The 25,074-nt window shown below is 63.6% G+C and carries 24 protein-coding genes and 1 other RNA gene; 19 read left to right on the top strand and 6 right to left on the bottom strand.

Annotated elements, in window-relative coordinates; all coding sequences use genetic code 11:
* Nucleotides 1-3: 3 nt before the first annotated feature.
* Entirely contained in the window at nt 4-1,215 is a 1,212-nt protein-coding gene (locus HMPREF2990_RS01335; protein WP_070762311.1) for an amidohydrolase, read from the bottom strand.
* Nucleotides 1,216-1,322: 107 nt separating this feature from the next.
* On the opposite strand from HMPREF2990_RS01335, the gene HMPREF2990_RS01330 reads away from it, so the two are divergent.
* Nucleotides 1,323-2,147, top strand: a complete 825-nt coding sequence (locus HMPREF2990_RS01330) for a S1 family peptidase (RefSeq protein WP_070762310.1) — start codon at nt 1,323-1,325, stop codon at nt 2,145-2,147.
* A gap of 4 nt (nt 2,148-2,151) precedes the next feature.
* On the opposite strand, the gene hisN is transcribed toward HMPREF2990_RS01330, so the two are convergent.
* The 3 genes from hisN to HMPREF2990_RS01315 are packed head-to-tail and all read right to left on the bottom strand — an operon-like array spanning nt 2,152 to nt 4,066.
* Nucleotides 2,152-2,934 (bottom strand): histidinol-phosphatase, encoded by a 783-nt coding sequence (hisN, locus tag HMPREF2990_RS01325; RefSeq protein ID WP_070762309.1) that lies wholly within the window; start codon nt 2,932-2,934, stop codon nt 2,152-2,154.
* On the bottom strand, nt 2,927-3,733 hold the full coding sequence (locus HMPREF2990_RS01320) for an inositol monophosphatase family protein (protein ID WP_246817386.1): 807 nt from the start codon (nt 3,731-3,733) through the stop codon (nt 2,927-2,929). Before HMPREF2990_RS01320 ends, hisN begins: the two co-directional genes overlap by 8 nt.
* 18 nt (nt 3,734-3,751) lie before the next feature.
* Complete coding sequence (locus HMPREF2990_RS01315; protein WP_070762307.1) at nt 3,752-4,066, bottom strand: DMT family transporter; 315 nt, start codon at nt 4,064-4,066, stop codon at nt 3,752-3,754.
* A 66-nt stretch (nt 4,067-4,132) separates the two neighbouring features.
* On the opposite strand from HMPREF2990_RS01315, the gene prfB reads away from it, so the two are divergent.
* Entirely contained in the window at nt 4,133-5,236 is a 1,104-nt protein-coding gene (gene prfB, locus HMPREF2990_RS01310; protein ID WP_070762306.1) for a peptide chain release factor 2, read from the top strand.
* 46 nt (nt 5,237-5,282) lie between these two features.
* Here prfB and HMPREF2990_RS01305 read toward each other — a convergent pair whose 3' ends face one another.
* Entirely contained in the window at nt 5,283-6,617 is a 1,335-nt protein-coding gene (locus HMPREF2990_RS01305; protein WP_070762305.1) for an MFS transporter, read from the bottom strand.
* Between the two features lie 389 nt (nt 6,618-7,006).
* Between HMPREF2990_RS01305 and HMPREF2990_RS01300 the strand changes: the two genes are divergently transcribed.
* From HMPREF2990_RS01300 to HMPREF2990_RS01280, 5 genes are all read left to right on the top strand, one after another.
* A complete protein-coding gene (locus HMPREF2990_RS01300) occupies nt 7,007-8,569 on the top strand; it encodes a pyruvate carboxylase subunit B (protein WP_070762304.1) in 1,563 nt (520 codons plus the stop codon).
* A gap of 2 nt (nt 8,570-8,571) precedes the next feature.
* Nucleotides 8,572-9,114 carry an acetyl-CoA carboxylase biotin carboxyl carrier protein gene (accB, locus tag HMPREF2990_RS01295; RefSeq protein ID WP_070762303.1) on the top strand — a complete coding sequence of 181 codons (543 nt, stop codon included), beginning with the start codon at nt 8,572-8,574 and terminating at the stop codon, nt 9,112-9,114.
* 39 nt (nt 9,115-9,153) lie between these two features.
* Complete coding sequence (gene accC / locus HMPREF2990_RS01290) at nt 9,154-10,530, top strand: acetyl-CoA carboxylase biotin carboxylase subunit (RefSeq protein WP_070762302.1); 1,377 nt, start codon at nt 9,154-9,156, stop codon at nt 10,528-10,530.
* Between the two features lie 31 nt (nt 10,531-10,561).
* Nucleotides 10,562-11,482: a DMT family transporter gene (locus HMPREF2990_RS01285; protein WP_070762301.1), complete on the top strand. Its 921-nt coding sequence runs from the start codon at nt 10,562-10,564 to the stop codon at nt 11,480-11,482.
* Nucleotides 11,483-11,589: 107 nt separating this feature from the next.
* Complete coding sequence (locus tag HMPREF2990_RS01280; protein ID WP_070762300.1) at nt 11,590-12,030, top strand: hypothetical protein; 441 nt, start codon at nt 11,590-11,592, stop codon at nt 12,028-12,030.
* A 74-nt stretch (nt 12,031-12,104) separates the two neighbouring features.
* Here the strand turns inward: HMPREF2990_RS01280 and HMPREF2990_RS01275 are convergent, their stop codons facing one another.
* Entirely contained in the window at nt 12,105-13,307 is a 1,203-nt protein-coding gene (locus HMPREF2990_RS01275) for a PDR/VanB family oxidoreductase (protein WP_083316918.1), read from the bottom strand.
* A 205-nt stretch (nt 13,308-13,512) separates the two neighbouring features.
* On the opposite strand from HMPREF2990_RS01275, the gene HMPREF2990_RS01270 reads away from it, so the two are divergent.
* The 12 genes from HMPREF2990_RS01270 to HMPREF2990_RS01215 all read left to right on the top strand — a co-directional run bounded on the left by HMPREF2990_RS01270 (nt 13,513) and on the right by HMPREF2990_RS01215 (nt 24,976).
* Nucleotides 13,513-14,892, top strand: a complete 1,380-nt coding sequence (locus HMPREF2990_RS01270; RefSeq protein WP_246817385.1) for an oxygenase MpaB family protein — start codon at nt 13,513-13,515, stop codon at nt 14,890-14,892.
* Between the two features lie 73 nt (nt 14,893-14,965).
* Nucleotides 14,966-16,192 carry an oxygenase MpaB family protein gene (locus HMPREF2990_RS01265; protein ID WP_070762299.1) on the top strand — a complete coding sequence of 409 codons (1,227 nt, stop codon included), beginning with the start codon at nt 14,966-14,968 and terminating at the stop codon, nt 16,190-16,192.
* Between the two features lie 43 nt (nt 16,193-16,235).
* Entirely contained in the window at nt 16,236-17,609 is a 1,374-nt protein-coding gene (locus HMPREF2990_RS01260; RefSeq protein ID WP_070762298.1) for an NAD-dependent succinate-semialdehyde dehydrogenase, read from the top strand.
* A gap of 139 nt (nt 17,610-17,748) precedes the next feature.
* On the top strand, nt 17,749-18,441 hold the full coding sequence (gene ftsE / locus HMPREF2990_RS01255; protein ID WP_038588990.1) for a cell division ATP-binding protein FtsE: 693 nt from the start codon (nt 17,749-17,751) through the stop codon (nt 18,439-18,441).
* 2 nt (nt 18,442-18,443) lie between these two features.
* The gene (ftsX, locus tag HMPREF2990_RS01250) at nt 18,444-19,346 is read left to right on the top strand and encodes a permease-like cell division protein FtsX (RefSeq protein WP_070762297.1); all 903 of its coding nucleotides are present in this window, start codon (nt 18,444-18,446) and stop codon (nt 19,344-19,346) included.
* Nucleotides 19,347-19,361: 15 nt separating this feature from the next.
* Complete coding sequence (gene smpB / locus HMPREF2990_RS01245; protein WP_038589000.1) at nt 19,362-19,859, top strand: SsrA-binding protein SmpB; 498 nt, start codon at nt 19,362-19,364, stop codon at nt 19,857-19,859.
* Nucleotides 19,860-19,885: 26 nt separating this feature from the next.
* On the top strand, nt 19,886-20,542 hold the full coding sequence (locus HMPREF2990_RS01240; protein WP_070762296.1) for an SDR family oxidoreductase: 657 nt from the start codon (nt 19,886-19,888) through the stop codon (nt 20,540-20,542).
* Nucleotides 20,543-20,611: 69 nt separating this feature from the next.
* Nucleotides 20,612-20,995, top strand: a transfer-messenger RNA (tmRNA) gene (gene ssrA, locus HMPREF2990_RS01235).
* 201 nt (nt 20,996-21,196) lie between these two features.
* Nucleotides 21,197-22,213, top strand: a complete 1,017-nt coding sequence (locus tag HMPREF2990_RS01230; RefSeq protein ID WP_070762295.1) for a siderophore ABC transporter substrate-binding protein — start codon at nt 21,197-21,199, stop codon at nt 22,211-22,213.
* A gap of 3 nt (nt 22,214-22,216) precedes the next feature.
* The gene (locus HMPREF2990_RS01225; protein WP_070762294.1) at nt 22,217-23,200 is read left to right on the top strand and encodes an ABC transporter permease; all 984 of its coding nucleotides are present in this window, start codon (nt 22,217-22,219) and stop codon (nt 23,198-23,200) included.
* On the top strand, nt 23,193-24,224 hold the full coding sequence (locus HMPREF2990_RS01220) for an iron chelate uptake ABC transporter family permease subunit (RefSeq protein WP_070762293.1): 1,032 nt from the start codon (nt 23,193-23,195) through the stop codon (nt 24,222-24,224). The genes HMPREF2990_RS01225 and HMPREF2990_RS01220 overlap by 8 nt, the downstream gene beginning before the upstream one ends.
* A complete protein-coding gene (locus tag HMPREF2990_RS01215) occupies nt 24,221-24,976 on the top strand; it encodes an iron ABC transporter ATP-binding protein (RefSeq protein ID WP_070762292.1) in 756 nt (251 codons plus the stop codon). The genes HMPREF2990_RS01220 and HMPREF2990_RS01215 overlap by 4 nt, the downstream gene beginning before the upstream one ends.
* Nucleotides 24,977-25,074 lie beyond the last annotated feature (98 nt).

The following is a 25,074-nucleotide window of genomic DNA, read 5'->3' as shown; positions in this document are numbered from 1 at the left end:
GGGCTAACGCATGAGCCAGGGGGAGGAGGACACGATGATGGCGCGGGTGGCCTGATCGAGCGTGGGCTGCAGGTCAGGGGCGAAATGCGGTGAGTGGTTTGACGGGGCGGTGTCGATGTCGGCGCTGCTGCCCACGAACCAGTAGAAGTACGGTGCGCCGAAGGCGTTGGCGATGGTGGGGAAGTCCTCCGAGCCGCAGAGGCGGCCGAAATCGCCGACCCGATCGCCGAACTGCTCGTGGAACGCGGCCATGACGGTCTCCGTGGTGGCCTCGTCGTTGTGGAACTCGGGCGCGCCGCCGAGGTGGGTAAAGGTCGGCTCGGGGGCACCGGCGGCGGCACACTCGGCGCGGGTGATGCGGCGGATTGCCTCGTTGAGCTGGTCGCTCACCGCAGTGGTGAACGCGCGGGTGCTCACGGACAGCTCCGCGGTGGACGGGATGGTGTTGGGTGAATTCCCGGCGTGGATAGCGCCGACGGTGACCACGCCCATCTCCTGCGGGGCGAGCTCGCGCGCCACGATCGTCTGCAGGCGAGTGATCACGTGCGCAGCGATGACCACCGGGTCCACGCCCTTCTCCGGCATGGAGCCGTGCGCGCCCGTGCCGTGGATCGTGATCTTGGTCTGGACGCAGGTCGTGCAGATCGGGCCCGACAGCGCGCCTACGCCGTAGTTGGGGATCATGGGGCCGACGTGCTGGCCTAAGACCACCTCGGGGGTGGGCACCTTCTCGGCGAGCCCGTTATCCGCCATGTCTTGCGCGCCCGCGCCGTTTTCCTCCGCGGGCTGGAACAGGGCGATAAACGTGCCGGACCAGGCATCTTTGTGCTCGGCGAGTAGCTTCGTTGCGCCGAGCAGGGCGGCGGTGTGCATGTCGTGGCCGCAGGCGTGGAAACGGCCCAGCGCCGGATCGGCGGAGTACTCGAGTCCGGTGTCCTCGGCAATCGGCAGCGCGTCGAAGTCGGCGCGGAAGCAGACGGTGGGCCCGTCGCCGTTGCGCAGCACGCCGACCTTGCCGGTAATGCCGACGGGGATGACCTCCACCCCCAGGTCGGCAAGCTCTTCGCCGATGCGGACGCTGGTTTGGAATTCTTCGAGCGCGAGCTCCGGGTGTTGGTGGAACCACTTGTAGAGTTCCTCGCGCTCGGCGCGGGTGTGGTCGAGGGAAGCTTCAAAGGGTGCGAATCGGCCGGTGAGAGTGAGTGCGTCAGTCATGGCACCACTCTAGCTACCTAAATGGGTGTGGCGGATGAGGAAATTGAGGCAAAAGCATGGCAATGTATATGGGAGTTTCTGTTGGGGCTAACTAAGGGAGCGTGTCCATGTTTCGTCGCCGTCTCGTCGCCTTCGCCGCCGCCGCGCTGGCTACCGTCGCCTGCGTAGCCGCACCGGCGCAGGCGCAAGTCGACCCGAACTACAACTTCCGCACCGACATGCCCTCGAAGGTGCTCGCCGGCAAGCCTTTCGCCGACCGCGTGCTGCACCGCGTGCCGGGCTCGCTTCACGACGCCCCGCGCACCCCCCAAGCCGCCAAAGACGCCCAGCAGCGCGGCAAGTCCCTCTATGGTCCCAGCACCCCGATCTACGTGGGTGCCGGACCGACCGAGGTGATGTGCACCGTGACCGTCGCGGGCTACGGCGAGCAAGGCAACAAGTACGCGCTTACCGCCGGCCACTGCGGCAAGGAAGGGGACCCGGTCACCTCTGCGGACTCCTGGCAGCTCGGACCGTCGGGCACCATCGTGAAGGTCAACCGCGAGCTGGACTACGCGCTCATCGAGCTTGGCTCCAACGCCGAGGTCACCCGCTCCTACGACGGCGTGACCATCAACCACCTGGGCTCGAAGCCGCTCCCGCGCGGGCAGAACGTGTGCAAGAAGGGCGTCGCCTCCGGCACGACCTGTGGTGCGACCCTTTCGGACTGGGGCACGATGAACGTCAACCACGTCTGCGCCATGCAGGGCGACTCCGGCGCGCCGCTGTTTACCGGCGACCGCCTCGTCGGCCTGATCAACGGCGGAATGTTCCCGGCACCTTTCGACGTCCAGTGCGCCTCCCCGCTGCAGGGCCCGATCCACGCGCCGACCGGTTCGGCGCGCATGGACGCGGTCTTAAGCGACCTGAACAACGGCTTCCGCCTGCCATAAAGGGCTAGTGCAGCGCCTTCAGCACGTCCTCGTGCAGCAGTCCGTTGGTGGCCACCGCGTCGCCGCCGTGCGGGCCGTCCTCGCCAGCTAGCGAGGTAAAGCGCCCGCCTGCCTCGCGTACCAGCACGGATAGGGCCGCGAGGTCCCACAGCGAGACCTCCGGCTCGGCCGCGATGTCGACCGCACCCTCGGCCACGAAGCAGTAGCCGAGGAAGTCGCCGTAGCCGCGCAGCCGCCAGGTCTGCTCGGTCAGCCCGATGAACTTCTCCTGCAAACCCCGTGCCTTCCAGCCCTCGAGTGAGGACATGGCCAGCGAGGCGTCGGCAAGCGAGTTGACGCCCGAGACCTCCAGCTTTTTCAGCTCCCCGCCGTTGAAGCTGCGCCAGGCACCGCCGCCGGCGGAGGCGTACCAGCGGCGCGCGAGTGCGGGGGCGGAGATGACGCCGACGACCGGCTCGCCGTCGACAAGCAGCGCGATGAGCGTGGCCCACACCGGCACGCCGCGCACGAAATTCTTCGTCCCGTCGATCGGGTCGATGACCCACTGGCGGCCGGAAAAGACCGCCTCGCCGCCGAACTCCTCGCCCAGCACGGCGTCCGCGGGCCGCGACTGCGCGAGCGTGGCCCGCAGCGCCTCCTCCACGGCGAGGTCCGCGTCGGAGACAGGGGTCATGTCCGGCTTCGACTCGACCTTCAGGTCGGCGGATTCGAAGCGGTCGAGGGTGAGTGCGTCCGCGGCGTCGGCGAGTTCGAGCGCGAGCGCGAGGTCATCGGCGTAGTTACTCATGATCCTTGAGTCTAGACGTGATCTCCTCCACAATCTGCGCGCCACCCGCCACGCACCATGTCACGCCGCCCGCGTCCACCTTGCGCGCGCGCCCGCCGGCGGCCTCCACCAGCGCCTTGCCGGGCAGCCAATCCCAGTCCGCCACTGAGTGCTGCAGCCACGCCCCAGCCTGGCCCGCGGCGATCGTGGCGAGGTCGACCGAGCCGGCGCCGCACATCCGCACCGTCGCGGCATCCTCTACTACGCGCAGCCACGCCTCGCGCACCGGTGCCTGCTTCATGTACGTCGGGTGGAGGTACGTCAGCAGGGCTTCGTTGCTTAGCGACGCCCCGCTCACCCCACCCGCACGCTCACCGTTGACCGTGAACTCGCCCGCGTGTGCCAGCCACGTCGTGTCGAGTGCGGGGCGGTGGACGGCGCCGACGAGGGGGGTGTCCGCGGCGCTGTCGTCGGTAAGCGCGAGCGCGGAGCAGAAGTAGTCCGAGCCGCGGGAGAAGTTGTAGGTGCCGTCGACCGGGTCGACCACCCAAGTCCTCCCGGTGGAGGAGGCGCGTGAGGCCCCCTCCTCGCCGAGCACGCCATCCTCGCCGCGCAGCGCCTCGAGCACCTCCGCGACGAAGGCTTCCGCTGTGCGGTCCGCCTCCGTGACCACGTCGGAGACCGAGGTCTTGTAATCCGTGGTCAGGCCTGCCTCGCGCATGTGAAGCGCGAGTTGGCCGGCGTGGGTGACCAGTGCGGCGGCGAGCGTGGCGTCGTCGGATGCGCGGTGGGCCTCGATGAATTCAGCAGTGGACGTCATGCGGCCCATTATCCCCCTTTAGACAGTCATTTTCAGACCGACGATCCCGCCGATAATCATCAGCAGGCACAGGATCTTCGCCAGTGTTACGGGTTCCTGGCCGGTCGCGAAGGAAAAGAGGACCGCGATGCCTGCGCCTACGCCTACCCACACCGCGTAGCCGCTGCCCACTGGCAGCGTGCGCAGGGCGTAGGCGAGCCCGCCCATAGAAATACAGAGGGCGACAAAGAAGATGACCGAGGGCCACAGGCGTGTAAAGCCCTGGGAGCGGTCGAGCGCGATCGCCCACACCGCTTCGAACGTGCCGGAGACAATGAGTACGAGCCAATCCATGGTGACCCACAGTATTGTGCGCACGCGTTCGCCCGGCGAAGACCCGCTGGACTAGACTTCGCTGGTATGCAACCGGAGACTCAGACGCGCATTACGGACCTCGATTCGAAGCTCACCACCATTGAAAAAGTGATGGACCTCGAGGAGATGGCCGCGCGCATCCGGGAACTCGAGCAGCAGGCCGCCGACCCCTCGCTGTGGGACGACCCCGCGCACGCCCAGACGGTGACCTCCGAGCTGTCCAATGTGCAGGCCCGTCTGCGCAAAGTGACCTCCCTGCGCGAGCGTATCGACGACCTGCCGGTGATGGTCGAGCTTGCAGAAGAAGAAGGCGCGCCCGACATGGCCGCCGAGGAGCTCGCGGACGTCGAGGCGAAGGTGGAGTCGCTCGAGGTGCAGACGATGCTTTCGGGTGAGTACGACGCGCGCGAGGCCGTGGTGAACATCCGCTCCGGCGCTGGTGGCGTGGACGCTGCCGACTGGGCCGAGATGCTCATGCGCATGTACACCCGCTGGGCGGAGAAGCACGGGCACAGGGTCGACGTGTACGACATTTCCTATGCCGAGGAGGCGGGCATCAAGTCCGCCACCTTCGTCGTTCACGGCGACTACATGTACGGCCAGCTCTCGGTGGAGCAGGGCGCGCACCGGTTGGTGCGTATCAGCCCCTTTGATAACCAGGGTCGCCGCCAGACCTCCTTTGCGGAAGTGGAGGTGCTGCCCGTGGTCGAGCGCACCGACCACATCGACATCCCGGACTCGGATATCCGCGTCGACGTCTACCGCTCCTCGGGACCCGGCGGGCAGAGCGTGAACACGACGGACTCCGCGGTCCGCATCACCCACGTGCCCACCGGCATCGTGGTGACCTGCCAGAACGAGAAGTCCCAGATTCAGAACAAGGCTTCTGCGCTCAACGTCTTGCAGTCCAAGCTTTTGGAGAAGAAGCGGCAGGAAGAAAAGGCCGAGCTCGACGCGCTCGGCGCGGGCGGCAACGCCTCCTGGGGCAACCAGATGCGCTCGTACGTGCTGCACCCGTACCAGATGGTGAAGGATCTGCGCACCAACTACGAGGTCGGTGACCCGCAAAAGGTCCTCGACGGCGATCTCGACGGCTTTCTTGAGGCCGGTATCCGCTGGCGCAAAGCAGAAGCGCAGGGCGAGAACTAACGTCTCGGCCCTGCGCCTCATTCTGCGTTGCGCAAGCTTAAGCAGTTTATGCGTGGCGCAGATCGATGCCCTTCGTCTCCGGCAGGATGAACATACTGATCAGGGTCAGGATGGCCATTGCGATGACGTAGGTGCCGGATGCCCATGCCATGTCGTGGGCAATGAACCACTGGAAGATGTACGGCGCGGTACCACCGAAGACTGCCACCGAGATGGAGTAGGCAAGGCCGATGGAGCGGGTGCGCTGGTCGGTGGGGAAGACCTCGGACATGATCGAGGAGAGCAGCGCGCCGCCGGCAGCGACCACGATGATGGCCAGGGTGGAGGCAACCAGCAGGGTCCACGGTCGATCGTCGATAAGACCCATGAGCGGCAGCTGCAGGATCGCCAGCAGGATGGCAAAGATGTACATCACCGGCTTGCGGCCGATCTTGTCGGACAGGGCGCCCCACAGCGGCAGGGCGATCAGGCCGGCGGACTGGGCGAACACGGTGACCCAGTACGCGCCCTGGGTGGACATGCCCTGCTGCGAGATGGCGTAGGTGGAAACGTAAGACGTCCAGGTGTAGTGGGACGCGGTGACACCGGAGACCATGCCGATGACCAGCAGAATGTTCAGCAGCGGGGAACGGCGGTTGACGCTCTGGTCCACGGCCTCGTGGGCGCGACGGTCATCGTCCTCGTTGGCCACGGCCTCGTCGAGCTCGGTGAAGTGGTCGGACTCCTTCATGTTGCGGCGCATGTAGAGAGCGAAGACCGCAGCGAAAGCGCTGAGCCAGAACGGGATGCGCCAGCCCCAGGCCGCGATCTGATCGTCGGAAAGCACGAGCGAGATGCAGCCGCCGATGATGTAGGCGATGACCGAGCCGCCGAAGATGGAGAAGTAGACCATCGAGCCCCACTTGCCGCGCTTGGACGGCGGGGCGATCTCCGGGATGTAGCTGTTTGCCGCAGCGGACTCGCCGCCGTGGGCGAAGCCCTGGATGACGCGGATGAGCAGCAGGCCGACGGAAGCCCAGATGCCGACCGTTTCGTAGGAGGGCAGCAGGCCGATCGCGACGGAGGCGACCGCCATCATGATGATGGTGGTCATCAGGACCGACTTGCGGCCCTTGCGGTCTGCGATGTGGCCGAAGATGATGCCGCCGAGTGGGCGGACAAGGAAGCCGACGGCGAAGACGCCGAAGGTGGCCAGAAGCGCAGAGGTCTGGTCGGCCTTGTGGAACATCGCGGCGGCGATGAACGGTGTGAACACCGCGTACGAGCTCCACTCAAACCATTCCAGGATCTGGCCAACGAGGCTGGCACCGAGGGACTTTCTGTCCGCTGGGTACTCGTGGTGATGCTCCGCCGTGGCGGGCTGGGTCGAAGTTGTAGACACGGGGCCTCCCTTTGTATGAGTCGGGGTGTGTTGAACGGAAACTATAATGTGCATCACGATTTTCGGAATGTGATTGGGGGATCACGCGCAACGTATTTGTGCGCTAGATAACGGGAACGGCGTTTTTGCAGGTGGTTGGGGGTGCAGTACGAAATCGTATTGTCGGCAGGTGTGCGCATAGCGAACCCGCGTGCATAATGCGTACCTAATTCGGGGGAAGTGACCTAGGGGTCGACTACGGGAAATAGTGGCGCTTTTAAGGTGCGACTTACAATTTGTCGCACGTCACATGGATGGGTGCTTACAATGAGTCCATCGGAGACACGCGCACTTGAGCGGGTCATAAGTTCAAAAGCTGTCCCGACGCTGGTGTTTTAAAGGAGGAAAATATGGTTGCTCTCAAACCAGAGGAACTAAGCACAGAAAGTCTCGCCGAGATTTTTGCTGCGGGTGGTCGCCCGGAGAACAGCGAGCGTGAAATCAAGATCATCGACACCACGCTGCGTGATGCCCACCAGTCCATCTGGGCTACCCGTATGCGTACCGAGCACATGATGGAGCTGCTCGACGACATTACGAACGCCGGCTTCGAGCACGTCGACCTCGTCGCTCCGATTCAGTTCGACGTGCCGGTGCGCTACCTCAGGGAGGATCCCTGGGAGCGTGTCCGCAAGGTGCACGAGAACGCAGCGCCGGGCACGAAGTTCCGAGCCATGGTGCGTTCGCGCAACCTGGCGTCCTTCGACTTCCTGCCGGACGACGTTATCCACGCATGGGTCGAGCGTCTCTACGCCAACGGCTTCCGCGTCATCGGTGCCTTCGACGGCCTGAACGATATTGACAACATTGCGGACACGCTGATCCTGGCGAAGGAGCTCGGCGCTGAGACCTACGGCTGCCTGTCCTACTGCCTGAGCCCGGTACACACCGACGAGCTCTACATTGACAAGGCACAGGAGCTGGTCGAGCGCACCGACGTCGACCGCATCATGCTCAAGGATGCCGGTGGCCTGCTCACCCCGGACCGTATGAAGACGCTGATCCCGGCGATCCGCAGCGCGATCGGGGAGGACCTCCCACTCGAGGTGCACACCCACTCCCTGACCGGCCTGTCCCCGCTGACTTACATCTACGCCGCCGAGCTGGGCGTGGACTCCATCCACACCTCCATTGCTCCGCTGGCAAACGGCCAGGGTCAGCCGGCAACCCAGGCGCTTGCACGTGACCTGCGCGCGCTGGGCTACAAGGTCAATATCGACGACGAGCGCGTGGACAACGTCAGCAAGAAGCTGCAGGAGATCGCGGACCGCGAGGACAAGCCCGTCGGCAAGCCGCGCGCGTTCGACGGCGTGCACTACATGCACCAGCTGCCGGGCGGCATGCTCACCAACTTCGAGTCTCAGCTGGCTACCGCGGGCCTGTCGGACCGCTTCGAGGACCTGCTCTACGAGACCGCGCGCGTGCGCGAAGAGCTCGCGTACCCGATCATGATTACGCCGTTCGCCCAGTTCGTGGGTACTCAGGCCGTGATGAACGTGATCTCGGGCGAGCGCTACTCCGTCGTGCCGAACGAGATTAAGAAGTACGCGCTCGGCCACTACGGCGAGCCGCTGGCACCGATCGACCCGGACGCGCTGGAGAAGATCAAGAAGAACGGCTCCCACGACATCCAGGAGGGCCGCCCCGAGCTCGAGCCCGCACTGCCTGGCCTGAAGGAGCAGTACCCGGACGACGACATCGACACGATCCTGCTGCGCGCGAACATTCCGGGCAACAACGTCGATGAGATGAAGCGCTTCGTCGCCGAGGGGCGCGCCGGCCAGGGCGAAGGCATCGCAGGCGGCGAGCTGACCAGGCTGGTCCAGAAGATCTACGAAACCACCACGTCGGGCGAGTTCCACCTCAAGTCCGACGACCTCGAAATCAACCTCACCAAAAAAGGAGACAAGTAACCATGTCTGATACCAACTTCAACGAGCTGAAGTCCCTCCTCGAGTGGGTCAAGCAGTCCGGCGATATCGAAGAGCTGTCCATCAAGTACGGCGACATCGAGCTCGCGCTGTCCAAGACCCCGGGTGGCCTGAGCCACCTCAAGGCCGCACCGGCACCGGCCCCGCAGGCTGCGCCAGCTCCGGCTGCACCGGAAGCTGCCCCGGCTCCGCAGGCCGCACCGGCTCCGGCTGCTCCGGAAGCTGCCCCGGCACCGGAGGCCGCGCCTGAGGCTGCCCCGGCTCCGGCTGCAGAGGCTCCGGCCGATGGCGTCGAGGTGAAGGCTCCGATGGTGGGTACTTTCTACGCTGCGCCGAAGCCCGGCGCTGACCCGTTCGTCAAGGTCGGCGACGAGGTCGAGGTCGGCCAGGTGCTCTGCATCGTCGAGGTCATGAAGCTGATGAACAACATCGAGGCCAAGGTTGCCGGTACTGTCAAGCAGATCCTCGTGGACAACGAGGACGCTGTCGAGCACGGCCAGCCGCTGATGATCATCGAGCCGAAGTAGGCACACCCCTAAACCCCTAGAAAGGTGAGGAGTCCCGCAATGACTGATTTGTTGGGGAGCGTGCTCATCGCTAACCGCGGTGAGATCGCACTTCGCATCATCCGTGCTTGCAAGGAGCTCGGTATCAAGTCCGTGTTGGCCTACTCGGAGGGCGACCGCGATTCGCTGCCCGTGAAGGAAGCGGATAAGGCCGTCTGCATCGGCCCGGCCAACGCAGCCAAGAGCTACAACAGCCCCGAGCTGGTTGTCTCCGCGGCAATGGCGTACAAGGTTGACGCCATCCACCCCGGCTACGGCTTCTTGTCTGAGAAGGCCGACTTTGTGAAGATGGTCGAGGACGAGGGCATCGGCTTTGTCGGCCCGTCGTCCGAGCACATCCGCCGGATGGGCGACAAGATCGAGGCGAAGCGCATCGCGCAGAGCGCTGGCGTGCCCACGGTGCCTGGCTCTGACGGTGTGGTCACCGAGTTTGACGAGGCGCTCGAAGTTGCCAAGGAAACCGGTTTCCCGCTGCTGATCAAGGCTGCTGCAGGTGGCGGTGGCCGCGGTATGCGCGTGGTGGAGTCCGAGGACACGCTGGAAAAGGACCTCAACGAGATCATGAACGAGGCGCAGTCCGCGTTCAACGACTCGTCGGTCTACATCGAGCGCTATCTGACCGACATCCGCCACATCGAGATCCAGGTGCTTGCCGACGGCGAGAACGCCATCGCACTGGGCGAGCGCGACTGCACCTCGCAGCGCCGCAACCAGAAGCTCATCGAGGAGGCGCCGTCCCCGGCGATCGACGATGAGCTGCGCGAGGGCCTCCAGCAGGCAGCGATTAACCTGTGCAAGGAGGTCGGCTACAAGAACGCCGGCACGGTGGAGTTCGTGTTCGACAACATCGAGCGCAAGTACTACTTCATCGAGATGAACACCCGTATCCAGGTGGAGCACCCGGTCACCGAGATGATCACCGGCGTGGACCTGATCCAGGAGCAGCTGCGGATCGCCTCCGGGCAGAAGCTGCGCCTGACCCAGGACGATGTGGAGATTCGTGGCCACGCCATCGAGTGCCGCATCAACGCGGAGGACCCGAACGAGAACTTCGCGCCGCGCCCGGGCACAATCGAGCACTTCCGCGCACCCGGCGGCTTCGGTGTTCGCATGGATACGCACATCGAGTCCGGCTACACCATTCCGCCGTTCTACGACTCGATGGTGGGCAAGCTCATCTGCTGGGCGGAGGACCGCGACGCAGCGATCGAACGCACCCTGCGCGCGCTCGGCGAGCTGACCACGGACGGCGTGGTAACCACCGGCCCGTTCCAGGCCTACCTGCTCAACAGTGAGCAGTTCCGGAGCGGTGACATTAATACCGGTTACGTCGCCAAGATGCTCGAGTCGGCCGGCGAGATCCCGACTGAGGAGTAGCCGCCGCACGCCACTGTAAGGAGTTCGAGGAATGCTGGTCGCCGTGGCCATGCTGGTCGGGGCGATCGTTCCCGTCCAGACCGCGATTAACACCCGCTTTCGTCAAAGCGTGGGCTCGCCGATCGGAGCGACATTCCTCTCGTTCATCCTTGCAGTGGCGGCATCTTCCATCATTGCTGCCATAGCCACACACACCCTGGTTCCGGACCTGGCGCTTGTCGCCTCCGAACCCTGGTGGGTGTGGCTTGGCGGCTTTATGGGCGTGATGTTCATCGCCGGCAACATCGTGCTCTTCCCGGAGCTCGGCGCGGTGCAGACCACGATCCTGCCAATCTTGGGGCAAGTGATCATGGGGCTGCTTGTCGACGCCACGGGGCTCTTCAACTACCCACCCACCCCAGTCGGACCACTCCGGCTACTCGGTGCCCTCATCGTGCTTATCGGCATCGCGATGGTGCTGGAAGTCGGCCGTGGAGCCCCACTGCACGGCACAGCCCGCGGCTCGCGTGCATGGGTCCTGCGCGTTTTCGGCGTGTTGATGGGGATGGGGTCCGCGACGCAGACCGCCGTGAACGGCTACCTCGGCAAGGTGCTGCACAGCCCGATCCAGGCCGGCCAGATTTCGCTCGCCGTGGGCTTGGTTGTGCTCTTGGTTTTAGTACTCGTGCTGCCTGCACCCCGCGCAGCGGTGGCCTCCGGCGTTGCACCGGGGCCGTGGTGGATGTGGCTGGGCGGGCTGCTCGGTGCTGTCTTCGTTTTCGGCGGCGCGACCCTTTCGCCTATCCTGGGCACCGGCACGACCGTGATTGGCTCGCTCGTCGGCATGATCATCTGTGGCCAGCTGCTCGAATCTTTCGGTATCGGCGGTGGTAAGAGGGGGTTACCTACGGCATTCCGGCTCGCGGGTCTGGCCATCGTGTTGGTCGGCGTGGCAATGGTGCGACTGCTCTGACGGGGGGGGGGTAGCCTTTTTCTAAGCGATTGTGGGGAATGCCAATGGGGCGGCTAGGGTGCATTAATGTACCTGAATATTTCCTGTCACGCCTGAAAGGTTTTGCCGTGAAGAAGTTTGCTGCCGCAGCGCTTGCTGCCGCGATGTCCCTGTCTGTTGTTGCTCCGGCTGCGGATGCTGCGTCGAACACGATGGAACGCAACGGCACGGTGTGCCGCATCTCCTTGGACGGCGATCTGAAGGGCAAGAGCGGGCGTTGGGACCGTTCGAAGGTCAACCGTTCGCAGGAACTCGGTAAGCTCACCGAGGACAACGTCGGCGCGGTGCGCGCCTCTGCCGATCTGGGCCAGGCCTTTGGCTCCTCTGATGCGGATGCCATCGCTGCGGCCAACAATGCTGAAGCGATCCAGGCTTGCAAGGAGGGCAAGAACTACGTCTCCGAGGAGATGGACGGCTGGAAGCAGGCCGGCATCATCATCGGTGTCATCCTCATCGCACTGAGCGGGCTCGCATCTGTGGCAGGCCCGGCGCTGCAGCAGTTCCTCTAAACTGTAAGGCCGATGTAGCCCGTACCGCGCGTTGCGCGGTGCGGGCTTTGCGCTGTGCGGGGTGAACTGTGGTCCTAGAGCTTGGTGCGCCACCGCTCGAGCGTGAGCGTGGGGGATAGCGCGCGCGAAACACAGGTGGCAAATGCGCCGTTTTCGTGGCGCTCCTCGGTAAAGACGCTGTCGCGGTGGTCAGGGGTGCCGTCGACAACCCGCATGATGCAGGTGCCGCACGTGCCTTCGCTGCACTGGGACAGGATCGGCACGTCCTCGTCCTCGAACACGTCGAGGACGGATTCGCCCTCGGGGATGTGATAGGTCTCGCCGTTGAAGATCACGTCGAAGGCCCCGTCGGCCTCGTGGTTGCCCGCGAGGACCTCTTCTGCGGCGCGGAACACCTCGAAGTGGATGTTCTCCTTGGGCAGTACTTCTTTAGCGGTGGCAATGACGTTGTCCATAAATCCCTGCGGTCCGCATACGTACAGGTGCGTGTCCTCCGGCGGCACGTCGGACTCCGCGAGTGCCTCCTCGATGTACCCGGACTGCTTTTCGCGCTCGCCGGTGGCGAAGATGCTCTTCGTCTGGCCCTGCAGGTAGGTGTCGATGAGGTGGCGCATCAGCGCACGCTCCTCGCTGGAAGCGAAGTAGAGCACCGAATAGTCCGCTTCCTGGATCTGCAGCTCTCGCGCAAGTGAGAAGATCGGGGCGATGCCTACGCCGGCACCGACGAGGACGGAGCGTTTGGCTCCTTCGGCCAGTGCAAAATTGTTTCGCGGTGGGTGGATACGAACGGTGTCGCCGGGCTCAATATTGTGTGCCGCGATCGACCCGCCGCGCGAGTTGTCCTCCAGCTTGACTTCGATGCCGTAGGTGGGGCGTTGCGCGCCGGGTTCCTTCCCTAGGTAATGCGTGGGGTAGAGGGAGAACTGCCGGACAAGCTCTTCCCCTTCCGGAGTGCGGAGCAGAAAGTCGGCGTGGCAGCCGGGCTCGTATCCGGGCAGCGGGGAACCGTCCTGCGTTTCAAGCGTGATCAGCGCAATGCCGTGGGCGCGTTCGACGTCGGTGGCGACTAGCTCGATGATTTCTTCGGAGTCTGTTTGGGCAGGGGCTTGGGTCGGGGGTGCGGCTGGGGGTGGGGAAGCGGGTTTCCGGCTATTAAACGCGGCTTCTCGGTCTGCCGCATTCGGGTCGTTCTGCTTCTTCTTGCCTCCAAAGAGTGCGGAAAAACCGCCCATACCCTTGCCGTATCCCATCGCGACCTCCATTGCGAAATTCTTCATCCAAAAACGCGGTACGAATCAGTTGCCGAGCAACCTTGTAATGGATAGTATAAAGCCACGCAAAAAGTGATCGACAATACACCTAAGTGTGACTATTAGTTAAATAACACTCGTTGGTCGTTGTTGATCGCCTTCACTGGTTTTGCTGTAAGCCATATTCACCAGCCGCCGCCGCGGCCCCCTAATTAAAGGGAAGGGAACGTAAATGACTGCCAGTACAGAAGCCCGCGAGGAGCAGGGCTACCAGAACCCGGTGCGTCCGGAGGTTCTGCCGATGTCGGACAATCCCTACGAGGATTTCCGTTACTTCTACCGCGACGGGATGCCGCTGCGCCCGGCACCGAAGCGCCGGACGAGCCGCCCGGGCTGGTCCAAGTTGCGCCACAACCTCTTTGACCGTTGGCACACCGTGGCCGACGACTGGGACGGCTACGACAGCTTCCAGACCAAGCTGCTGGATGACCACATGTGGCAGACCGACGAGACGGGCGCGAAGCTGGCCGAGGCCTTCAAGCGTGACGGGGCGGAGAAGTCCCGCGCCGACTTTGAAACGGCGCTGAACGAGGGCATCGACAAGGTCGCTGACCCGGCGCCGGAGCTTGTCGACTTCTTCGCGGAAGTGGACAATGTGCCGGACTGGATTGACCTTGAAGCCGCAGAACGCGGTCGTATCGCCTACTACAACGTCACCCCGTCCTCGGAGCTGCTGTCCATCGCTTTTGCCTACTGGGCCACCACGATGGAGGACCGCACCTCGGCAGCAACCGGCGAGACCGCCATGTTCGAAATTGAGTCCTTCACCCGCATCATTGAGACGGTGAAGTTCTTCGTCGACCTGGGTAAGAAGGGCGTGTTCGACCGCTACAGCGACGGCCTCAAGGCTGCGGTGCGCGTTCGCCTGCTCCACGCCCAGGCGAACCGCGGCCTGGAGAAGCTCTGGGGCCCGGACCACTACAACGAGTTCGGCCGCCCGATCGGTTCCTCTTTCCTCGTCTCTGGCGAGGGCTGGTTCGCGCTCATGCCGATCGGCGTGGACGAGTTCTTCGGTCGCCCCCACACCGGCGAGGAGTGGGACGACGTTGCCATGTACTGGGCCTGGGTGCTCTACCTCATGGGCGCGGAGGAGCGCCTCATCCCCAAGACGGGCGATGAGATGCGCAAGATGACCGACTTCATCTACGCCAACGGCGGGTACTCCTCGATGTACCACGTGCGCGTCGCGACTGCTCTGATGGGCATCCTCGAGGACCTGGATCCGCAGATGCCGGGCCAGGTGCTGGGCGCCCTGTCGCTGATCATCGGCGACGAGGAGACGCAGTTCATGGTGAAGGGCTCCCGCTTCGAGGGCACCCGCTACCTGCACTGGAAGATCGCGTTCCTGCTCAAGGCGAAGGCGGAAGCGGTGATCTACCGCGTGCTCGACAAGCTCCCCGGAGCGAAGGCGAGGAAGGTGAAGAAGGCTGCGGACGGCAACCCGCCGTGGTCCGACGTTCTCAAGCAGATCGAGGACTACATCGCGGAGAAGGCCCCGCACGTCAAGGCCGAGTACAAGCTGCACGACACCTCGAAGGAGGGCCTGCGCTAGAACCGGCGCAGGGCACCTTCGGGCCCATCCCTTACCCCTAGATACAACGACATCCTTACAAAGGAGCACACTCATGACTCAGACATTCACTGATAACCCGTTGGCCGCGGACCACTATGACCGTGCTGACTGGCCGGCGGCGCGCGGCGACCGTGAGGCATTCGTCGCAAAGTTCGGCGAAGCCCGCGCCAAGCGCTTCGAGCAGGCGCTGTGGGCGATGGACCCCATCGCCGACGCGCTCTACACCAGCGGCAACAAAGCCAAGGACATCATGCCGAACCTGCGCGAGGCGCTCGCCCGCGGTGAGGCAGACGAGAACACTCTGCCCGAGGTCAAGGCGCTTATCGACGATATGAACGCGGCCCTCGAGGGCGTGGACTGGGAGCGCCTCGAGCGCGGCCAGCGTGCGGCGCTGTCTATCCCGGTGCTCGCGCAGAACCTCTCGCTCGGCCCTGGTGCGCTGGTCCACACCTACGCCACCCCGTCGATTGCCAACATCCTGGTCAACACCGGCGAGCTCACCGAGGGTGCGGTACACCGCCTGGCATACACCACCAACTGGATCTACTCCGTCTACCTCAAGGACGGGCTGAAGCCGGGCAACGTCAGCTACATCCACACCGGCATGGTGCGTGCGATGCACGCACACGTGCGCCGCGTGCAGACTCAACTGGGGCTGGACACCTCCGACTGGGGCGCGCCGATCAGCGAGTTCGACATGTTCCGCACCTGGTTCGACTTCACCTACATTGCGTTTACCTACCTGCGTAACCTGGGCTACCGCCTGACGCTGGAGGAGGAGCAGGACCTCTTCTACCTGTGGCGCGTCGTTGGTGTGATGCTCGGTATCCCGCGCGACATTCTGGAGCCGGAGACTGATATCGACGCATCCCAGGAGAGCATCGACGCGATCCACTTCATCGACGGCGAGCCGAACGAGGCCTCGCACGCCCTCGTCGAGGCGCTGTTCAGCGGCTTCCGTACCAACGTCAAGCAGCTGCTGCCGTTCCCGGACGAGTCCATCGACGACTGGATGTATGCCGCGACCCGCATCATGCACGGCGATGAGGTTGCCGATATCTACAACGTGCCGCACGCGGCCTCGCGCCCCTTCGTCGAGCTCGACCTGCCGCTCGTCCAGCAGCGTTTCGACCTGCTGCGCGCGCACCCGGAGGCGCTCGAGCAGGAGGTCAAGCAGAACCACCAGACGCTGCTGGACGCCCTGACCGAAGAAACCTCCTACATGGGCCAGGACGAAGGCATCAAGATGAGCGACGGCGCTTACAGGCCAGGCGCGTAGTGCTATAGTTCACAACCGAGACAAAAACCAAGAAAGGAACACAATGGCCAATCAGTACCGTGTCCAGAACCCCGTCAACAACGAGGTCGTGGAGACCTTCGACTACGCCACCGACCAGGAGATCAAGGACATCCTGGATCGCTCCGAGGCGGCGTTCAAGACCTGGCGTCACACCTCCTACGAGGAGCGCGCGGCGATCGTTTCCAAGGCAGCACAGCTGCTGAAGGAGCGCTCCGAGGAGCTCGGCAAGATCATGGCCCAGGAGATGGGCAAGTCTGTGCCGGAGGGCGCATGGGAGGCCGACTTCTCCGGCGACATCATGCAGTTCTACGCAGACCACGCCGCTGAGCACTCGGCTGATCAGAAGGTCGACGTCCCGGGCGGTAAGGCAGTGGTGCGCCGCCTGCCGCTGGGTACGCTGCTGGGCATCATGCCGTGGAACTTCCCCGTCTACCAGGTCGCTCGTTTTGCGGGCCCGAACCTGATGAACGGTAACTGCATCATCCTCAAGCACGCGGAGATCACCCCGAAGTCCGCTGCGGCCTTCGAGGAGATCCTCAAGGAGGCGGGCCTGCCGGACGGCGTGTTCATCAACGTCTACGCCACCCACGACCAGATCGCGGACATCATCGCTGACCCGCGCGTGCAGGGTGTCTCGCTCACCGGTTCCGAGCGCGCTGGCGCGAAGATCGCGGAGACCGCGGGCAAGAACCTGAAGAAGGTCGTGCTCGAGCTCGGCGGCACCGACCCGTACGTCATCCTGGACTCCGCGGATATCAAGACCGCAGCGCAGGACGCATGGGCGAAGCGCGTGCAGAACGCCGGCCAGGTGTGCACCTCCAACAAGCGCATCATCGTCATGGACGACATCTACGACGAGTTCGTCGACGAGATGGTCAAGATCGCCGAGTCCTTCAAGAAGGGCGATCCGTCCAACCCGGGCGAGAACGAGTACTACCCGATGTCCTCGCGCCACGCTGCGGAGCTGCTGGATGACCAGGTCAAGCGCGCAGTGGCCAAGGGTGCGAACCTGCGCGCCGGTGGCGTGCTGGAAGATAACTCGGCGTACTACTCCCCGGCAGTGCTCACCGACCTGCCGGTGGGCTCCGACGAGTACTACGAGGAGTTCTTCGGCCCGGTCGCGGAGATCTACAAGGTATCTTCCGAGGAAGAGGCCGTCGAGCTGGCCAACAACTCCTACCAGGGCCTGGGTGGCGCTGTCTTCTCCGAGGACACCGACCGCGCTATCAAGGTTGCGAACCAGATCGACACCGGCATGATCCACGTCAACCTCGGCCAGTACTTCTCCGCAGTGCTGCCTTTCGGTGGCGTGAAGCGCTCCGGCTTCGGCCGTGAGCTGTCCGTGTTCGCGCTCGACGAGTTCGTGAACAAGCAGTACCTCTACGTGAACGACTAAGAAGTTCACAGGCGCTCGCGTCGTCGCACTGAAGACGGCGTGGAGTGTCCACAGCCTGCGGGAAAGCCCCGGGTCGTGCGTTTGATGAGCGCGGCCCGGGGCTTCACCTGTCACACCAGTAACAGGTAGAGTGAGACCGGTGATCAAATTCTCGAATGTCACCAAGGTTTATCCCACGTCGACCCGGCCCGCGCTGGACAACGTGTCCTTCACCATCAACGACGGAGACTTCGTCTTTCTCATCGGCCCGTCCGGGTCCGGCAAGTCCACATTCTTGCAGTTGATGATCCGCGAGGAAAACGTCACCTCGGGCGACATCTATTTCAACGACTTCCACGTCAACGCGCTGCGCGGCAAGGACGTGAACCTACTGCGCCAGTCCATCGGCTACGTCTTCCAGGACTTCCGCCTGCTGCCCAAGCTCAGCGTGTACGACAACGTTGCGTTCGCGCTTGAGGTGATTGGCAAGTCGAAGTCGCGCATCCAGAAGCTCGTGCCGGAGGCCCTCGAGCTCGTCGGCCTCGACGCGAAGGCGAACCGCATGCCGAACGAGCTGTCGGGCGGTGAGCAGCAGCGTGTAGCGATTGCGCGTGCGTTCGTCGATAAGCCTGCGCTCATGCTTGCCGACGAGCCGACGGGCAACCTCGACCCCGCCACCGCCGACGAGATTCTCGCGCTCCTTGGGCGCATCAACCGGATGGGCACCACCGTGGTGATGTCCACGCACAACGCGCGCGCGGTCAACGACATGCGCAAGCGCGTGATGGAACTCGATTTGGGCAGGCTCGTGCGCGACGACGAGCACGGCGTCTACGGAAACGTGAGGGGATAGCAATGAACTGGAACTTTATCTTCCGCGAGGGGTTCCGCGGACTGGGCCGCAACATCACGATGACGATCGCGCTGGTGATCACCACCGCGCTGTCTCTCGTGCTCGTCGGAGCCGGCATTTTGATTTCCCAGGCGACCTCGGACACGAAGGACCTGTACCTGGATCGCGTCGAGGTGATGATCGAGCTGGACGAGGAGATCTCGGCCAACGATAAGGACTGCTCCTCGGAGGCCTGCAAGGAAGTGCGCGACACGCTGCAGGCCGACAGTGGGGTAGAGCAGGTGACGTTCCGCTCCCGCGAGCAGTCCTTTGAGCGCTTCAAGGAGCTCTTTGAGGAATCCGAGCCGGAGCTGGTGCGCGAGACCACGGCCGAAGCGCTGCCGGCCGCACTCCACGTGCGTCTGACGGACCCGGCCGACACCACCCCGATTGAGAAGGTGGCGGATATGCCGCAGGTCACGGTGGTGACTGACCAGGCCGACACCGTGCGCGAGGCCGCCGGGACGATGGACACCTTCCGCAACGTTACGTTTACGGTGGCGGCCGCGCAGGCGCTCGCGGCGATCTTCCTGATCGTGAACATGGTGCAGCTGGCCGCGTTTAACCGCCGCGACCAGATCGGCATCATGCGCATGGTGGGTGCCTCCCGCTGGTTTACGCAAGCCCCGTTCGTGCTTGAGGCGCTGATCTCGGTGTTCATCGGCGCGGTGCTGGCCACCGTGCTGACCTGGGTGGGCAAGCGCTCGATTGTCGACCCGATGCTGGGTGACCTCTACGCCTCCGCGCTAATCGCCCGCGTACCGGACTCCGCGGTGTGGACCGTCATGCCGCTCGTGGGGCTGGGCGCGATGGTCGTCGGCGCGATCGCGGCGCAGGTGGCGCTTCGCTCCTACGTGCGCAAGTAGTAGACTGGTTCCCTTATGGCCAAGAAGAGTAAAAAGAAGAAGCTGAGCAACACCGGGGTTTTGGCGACCAACCGGAAAGCTCGGCATGATTACACCATCTTGGACACCTGGGAAGCCGGCATCGTGCTGCAGGGCACGGAAATCAAGGCGTTGCGCGAGGGCAAGGTGTCGCTTGTTGAGGCCTTCGCCACCATCGATAACGGCGAAGTCTGGCTGCGCAACATGCACATTCCCGAGTACTCGCGCGGCCACTGGACCAACCACCCGCCGCGCCGCACCCGCAAACTGCTGCTGCACCGCCGCGAGATCGACTCGCTAGCGGGCAAGCTTCGCGACGGCAACAAGACGCTTATCCCCCTGTCGCTCTACCTGAAGGACGGCCGGGCGAAGCTCGAGCTCGGCCTGGGGCAGGGCAAGCAGGACTACGACAAACGCCGCGCGATCAAGCGCCGCACCGAGGACCGCGAAATCGCCCGCGACATGGGCCGCAAATTCAAGGGGATCAAGGCTTAAAGGCGTTTCCCGCTACGGTGGGGCGCATGAAGACTGCATTGATTACCGGTGCGTCGCGTGGCATTGGCCGCGCGATCGCCGAGGAGCTGGGGAAAGACCACCACATCATCGCCGGGGCGTCGAAAGATGCCTCCGAGATCGTCGCCGCACTGCCGAGCGCCGAGCCCTTCGAGGTTGACCTCACCGATACTCAAGCCTTAGCTCGCGCCGCGGCCCGCATCGAGCAGGTCGACGTGCTCATCCACGCTGCCGGCGTGCTGCACAAGGCCCCCTTCGACCAGCTCACCGAGGCCCAATGGCGCGAGACCATGGAGGTCAATGTCCACGCTCCCGTCACCCTGACCCGCGAGCTTTTGCCTGCTTTACGACGCTCACGTGGCCTTATCATCACCATCAACTCCGGCGCCGGCTTCTTCGGAGTCCCCGAAAACTCCGCCTACTGCGCCTCCAAATTCGCACTGCGCGGGTTTACCGACGCCCTCCGCCTCGAAGAGGCAGGCGCGATTCGGGTGACTTCGCTGCACCCGGGCCGCACCAACACCGACATGATCGCCGCCCCGGCCCACGGTGACGCGCCGAAGATGGACGCGGCGTCGGTAGCCAAGGCCGCGCGCCTCGCCGTCGACGCGGGCCCCGACGCCGTGGTGGACTTCCTCCGCATCACACCGACCGGGATGGAATAAACCTTGGCCCTTGCGGTTGGCATAGGGGAGAGGTAAAGTTATCTCTCCTACGGTTCCCGTAGTTGAAAAGGGGTCGATTCAGGTTTCGACTTCATCGACTAAGCCAGGGGAAGCGTGCCGGTGCAGGCTGGAGACCACCGTAAGCGTCGCAGCAACCAATAAACGCAGAGAAGAACTCTCAGCGTGACTTCGCCCTCGCTGCCTAAGAGCTAGCGACCGCGAGTCTGTCAGGCCGGGGCCGTCCCCGACCCGGTACCTGGCATCGACTTAGGGGACTTGCCTTCCCGGCCTGTGAGTGGGCCGCGGAGGGGACTCCTTTTCACTCACTGGGCTCATCATCCGGACATGTCCGCCTGATCCGGAGAGCCGAGCAGAGGTAGCGTGCGGACTGCGCACGGAGAAGCCCTGGCGCGGTGATGAAGGACCCGGGTTCAATTCCCGGCGGCTCCACCGCAAAGAGATCCCGGCGAGTATGTACTCGCCGGGATCTTTTTGTTGTTTAACCCACATCTACCCCCGCCGGAGAATTAGAAAACATGCGTGTAGTGTAATTATGTAACCGAGCGGGGGTGAGGGTTGCCTAACCTTGGTCGCTGACCTAGCTTTCTTTGAGGTAACCCTATCCTTATTTTTACGACACAAGGAGTTTTCTACATGCTTCGTCACCCACGTACCGCCCTCGCAGCGGCCATCACCGCTGCGGCCCTCGCTGTTACTGGCTGCACGGCGGCTGAAGAGTCGACGGGCGGCGAGGGAACCGCGGCGTCGGCAAGCGATACTGCCCAGGCAGAAAGCGCGGAAGGCACCGTGACGGTCGAGGACAACTACGGTTCCAAGGAGGTGCCGAGCCCGCCGAAGCGCGTGGTGGCGCTGGACAACCGCTCCTTCGAGCTGCTGGACGAGTGGGGCGTCAAGCCTGTGGCTGCGGCGCGTGCGCTCGTGCCGGTGACGATCCCGGGCATTGCGGATGACGAGGACATCGTTGATATCGGTAACCACCGCGAGCCGAACCTCGAGGCGATCGTCGCTGCTGAGCCGGACGTGGTTGTCTCCGGACAGCGCTTCGAAAAGTATGACGAGGATATTGAGAAGCTTGTCCCCGACGCGGTGCTTGTGGACTTCGAGCCGCGCGACGGTGAGAGCCTCGATGCTGAGCTGATTCGCCAGACGGAGGCGCTGGGCACCATCTTCGGCAAGGAAGCCGAAGCGGAGAAGACCATCCAGGACTTCAAGGACGCACTCGAGCGCGCGAAGAAGGCCTACAACCCGGAGCAGAAGGTGATGGCCGTGAACGTCTCCGGTGGCGAGATCGGTTACGTTGCTCCGGGCATCGGCCGTGTGTGGGGCCCGCTGTTCGACCTGATCGGCATGACCCCGGCGCTTGAGGTGGAGAACTCCTCCGACGACCACCAGGGTGATGACATCTCCGTCGAGGCGATCGCCAGCGCTAACCCGGACTGGATCCTCGCACTCGACCGTGATGCTGCGATCAAGACCCAGGACTCGCCGGCCGCGCTGAACGTGCTCTCCGAATCCGCCGCGCTGCAGAACGTGAAGGCCATTCAGGAGGACCATGTGTATGTTGCACCGAACGACACGTACACTAATGAGTCGATCATCACGTACACCGAGATCCTAAACGAGCTCGCCGAGAAGTTTGAGAACGCTTAGTCAATGACAGCACCGCTCCAGACCGACACCCCCACCCGCCCCGCGCTCCTGAACTGGAAGCTCGGGGTGGGTGTGGGTGTTGTGCTGTGTCTGCTTGTAGCCTCGCTGGCGGTCGGCCAGTACGACATCCTCGGCACCGAGGACGGGTGGGCCATGTTTCAAACCACCCGCGTGCCGCGCACCATCGCGCTCGTGCTCGCCGGTGCCGCGATGGCGATGAGCGGGCTGATCATGCAGATGCTCACACAAAACCGCTTCGTCGAACCGACGACCACGGGTACCACCGAGTGGGCGGGGCTGGGGCTGCTGGCGTCGTACGTGTTTATGCCGGACGCGTCGATAATTGCCCGCATGCTGCTCTCCGTGGTCTTTGCCTTCGTGGGCACCATGGTGTTCTTCGCTTTCCTGCGGAAGGTGACGCTGCGCTCGAGCCTGATCGTGCCGATCGTGGGCATCATGCTGGGTGCGGTCGTGAGCTCGATTTCGACGTTTTGGGCGCTGCAGACTGACCTGTTGCAATCGCTTGGCGTGTGGTTCGCTGGCTCGTTTACCAGCGTGATCGCCGGGCAGTACGAGGTCCTGTGGGTTGTGCTGCTGGTGGTGATCGCCGTGTTCTTCTACGCCGACCGGCTCACCGCCGCAGGTCTTGGCGAGGACATTGCGACCAACATCGGGCTGAACTACAACCGCATCGTCTTCGTCGGCACGGGGCTCGTCGCCATCGCCGCCGGTGTGGTGACCGTGGTGGTGGGCAACCTGCCTTTTCTGGGCTTGATCGTGCCGAACATTGTAAGCATGGTGCGTGGCGACGACCTGCGGTCTAACCTGCCCTGGGTCTGCCTGCTCGGCGTCGGCATCGTCACCGTGTGTGACCTGCTTGGACGCACGATCATCGCGCCCTTTGAGATGCCGGTGTCCGTGATCCTGGGCGTCGTCGGTGCAGTGGTCTTTGTCGCCCTGATTGTGAGGCAGACGCGACGTGGCTAATACGACGATCGAAGCTGGGACGGACCGGAACGTCGGTGCGTTCCAAACCCCCAAGAGCAAGCGGCGCTACTGGGTATTGCTGTGCGCCCTGCTGGCCGCTGCTGTGCTGTTTACTTTCGGGTTGATCGGCTACGAAAACCCGATGGAGTTTGGGTCCCGCGGATACTGGCTCATCGCGGAGCGTCGCTCGACGGCGGTGGTGGCGATGCTGATTGTGGCCGTGTGCCAGGCCGCTGCGACGGTGTCCTTCCAAACGGTGACGAATAACCGCATCCTCACGCCCTCGATCATGGGTTTTGAGTCCCTGTATATCGCGATTCATACGGCGACGGTCTATTTCCTCGGGGCGGCGGGGCTGGCGCAAGCGCACACCACGCAGATGTTCGTGCTCCAGCTCGTGCTCATGGTGGGCCTGAGCCTGGTGCTGTACTCCTGGTTGCTGACCGGGGAGGGCAACAACATGCACGCGATGCTGCTGGTCGGCATCGTCATCGGCGGGGGACTGGGCAGCGTGTCCACGTTTATGCAGCGCATGCTCACACCGAGCGAGTTCGATGTGCTCACCGCACGTCTCTTCGGCTCGGTCAACAACGCCGACCCTGCCTACTACCCGCTGGCGGTGCCGCTCGTGGTGGTGTCGGTGGCGCTACTCGCGTGGAATGCGCAGCGACTGAACGTGCTTGCTCTGGGCCGCGATGTGGCGATCAACCTCGGCGTGCAACACAAGAAGCACGCGGTGTTCACACTAGTGCTGGTCTCGGTGCTCATGGCGGTGTCCACCGCGCTGGTCGGCCCCATGACGTTCCTCGGTTTCTTGGTGGCCACGCTGGCCTACCAATTCACCGATACCTACGACCACCGCTACATCTTCCCCATGGCAATGCTTCTGGGGTACTGCATCTTGGCAGGTGCATACTTTGTCATGAATCATGTCTTCTACGCGCAGGGCGTAGTGTCCATCATCATCGAGCTGGTAGGAGGGGTCACCTTCTTGGTGGTCATCCTCAGGAAGGGACGACTGTGATCACGCTGAGCAATGTAAGCAAGGCTTACACCGAGGACGTGGCCATCGGACCGGTCAACATGCAGATCCCAGCGGGTGGTATCACCGCACTCGTGGGGCCGAACGGTGCCGGGAAATCGACGCTGCTCACCATGATCGGCCGCCTCCTGTCTATCGACTCCGGCACCGTCGAAATCGGCAGCATGGATGTCACCAGCGCAAAATCCAAGGACCTGGCCAAAATCATCTCGATCCTGCGCCAGGAAAACCACTTTGTCACCCGCCTGACCGTGCGCCAACTCGTTGGCTTCGGCCGCTTCCCGTACACGCAGGGCCGCCTCAACGCGGAGGACGAGGAGATCGTCTCCAAGTACATCGACTTCCTCGGGCTGCGCGGCCTCGAGGGCCGCTACCTCGACCAACTCTCGGGTGGGCAGCGCCAGCGCGCCTACGTCGCGATGGTGTTGTGCCAAGAAACGGACTATGTGCTTCTCGACGAGCCACTGAACAACCTCGACATCGCCCACTCCGTGGAGATGATGAAGCACCTGTACTCCGCGGCCAAGGAATTCGGACGCACGATCATCATCGTGCTGCACGACATCAACTTCGCCGCCCGCTACGCGGACTACATCTGCGCGGCCAAAGACGGCCAGATCGCCGCCTTCGGCACGCCGGACGAGATCATGCGAGATGAGTTGTTAACCAAGATTTTCAATACGCCGGTGAAAGTCATCGAGGGCCCACACGGGCCATTGGCGACGTACCACTAACGCCTGTTGATCGCTTTGCTCGCTTGAAAACCCCCACTGCGCTGGGGGTTTGCGTGTTTGTTGTGAAGATGGTTAAGTATTTTCTCGTTGCCGCGAGC

It is taken from the genome of Corynebacterium sp. HMSC071B10 (genome assembly GCF_001814825.1).
GTDB lineage: Bacteria > Actinomycetota > Actinomycetes > Mycobacteriales > Mycobacteriaceae > Corynebacterium.
This window is presented reverse-complemented; position numbering and strand designations above follow the sequence as displayed.

Coding starts and splice junctions, on each gene's coding strand:
- HMPREF2990_RS01265 (WP_070762299.1), top strand. CDS start 14,966: ATGACTCAGACATTCACTGATAACCCGTTGGCCGCGGACCACTATGAC.
- HMPREF2990_RS01285 (WP_070762301.1), top strand. CDS start 10,562: ATGCTGGTCGCCGTGGCCATGCTGGTCGGGGCGATCGTTCCCGTCCAG.
- hisN (WP_070762309.1), bottom strand. CDS start 2,934: ATGAGTAACTACGCCGATGACCTCGCGCTCGCGCTCGAACTCGCCGAC.
- smpB (WP_038589000.1), top strand. CDS start 19,362: ATGGCCAAGAAGAGTAAAAAGAAGAAGCTGAGCAACACCGGGGTTTTG.
- accB (WP_070762303.1), top strand. CDS start 8,572: ATGTCTGATACCAACTTCAACGAGCTGAAGTCCCTCCTCGAGTGGGTC.
- HMPREF2990_RS01300 (WP_070762304.1), top strand. CDS start 7,007: ATGGTTGCTCTCAAACCAGAGGAACTAAGCACAGAAAGTCTCGCCGAG.
- HMPREF2990_RS01260 (WP_070762298.1), top strand. CDS start 16,236: ATGGCCAATCAGTACCGTGTCCAGAACCCCGTCAACAACGAGGTCGTG.
- ftsX (WP_070762297.1), top strand. CDS start 18,444: ATGAACTGGAACTTTATCTTCCGCGAGGGGTTCCGCGGACTGGGCCGC.
- accC (WP_070762302.1), top strand. CDS start 9,154: ATGACTGATTTGTTGGGGAGCGTGCTCATCGCTAACCGCGGTGAGATC.
- HMPREF2990_RS01225 (WP_070762294.1), top strand. CDS start 22,217: ATGACAGCACCGCTCCAGACCGACACCCCCACCCGCCCCGCGCTCCTG.
- HMPREF2990_RS01330 (WP_070762310.1), top strand. CDS start 1,323: ATGTTTCGTCGCCGTCTCGTCGCCTTCGCCGCCGCCGCGCTGGCTACC.
- HMPREF2990_RS01275 (WP_083316918.1), bottom strand. CDS start 13,307: ATGAAGAATTTCGCAATGGAGGTCGCGATGGGATACGGCAAGGGTATG.
- HMPREF2990_RS01320 (WP_246817386.1), bottom strand. CDS start 3,733: ATGACGTCCACTGCTGAATTCATCGAGGCCCACCGCGCATCCGACGAC.
- prfB (WP_070762306.1), top strand. CDS start 4,133: ATGCAACCGGAGACTCAGACGCGCATTACGGACCTCGATTCGAAGCTC.
- HMPREF2990_RS01315 (WP_070762307.1), bottom strand. CDS start 4,066: ATGGATTGGCTCGTACTCATTGTCTCCGGCACGTTCGAAGCGGTGTGG.
- HMPREF2990_RS01270 (WP_246817385.1), top strand. CDS start 13,513: ATGACTGCCAGTACAGAAGCCCGCGAGGAGCAGGGCTACCAGAACCCG.
- HMPREF2990_RS01230 (WP_070762295.1), top strand. CDS start 21,197: ATGCTTCGTCACCCACGTACCGCCCTCGCAGCGGCCATCACCGCTGCG.
- HMPREF2990_RS01240 (WP_070762296.1), top strand. CDS start 19,886: ATGAAGACTGCATTGATTACCGGTGCGTCGCGTGGCATTGGCCGCGCG.
- HMPREF2990_RS01335 (WP_070762311.1), bottom strand. CDS start 1,215: ATGACTGACGCACTCACTCTCACCGGCCGATTCGCACCCTTTGAAGCT.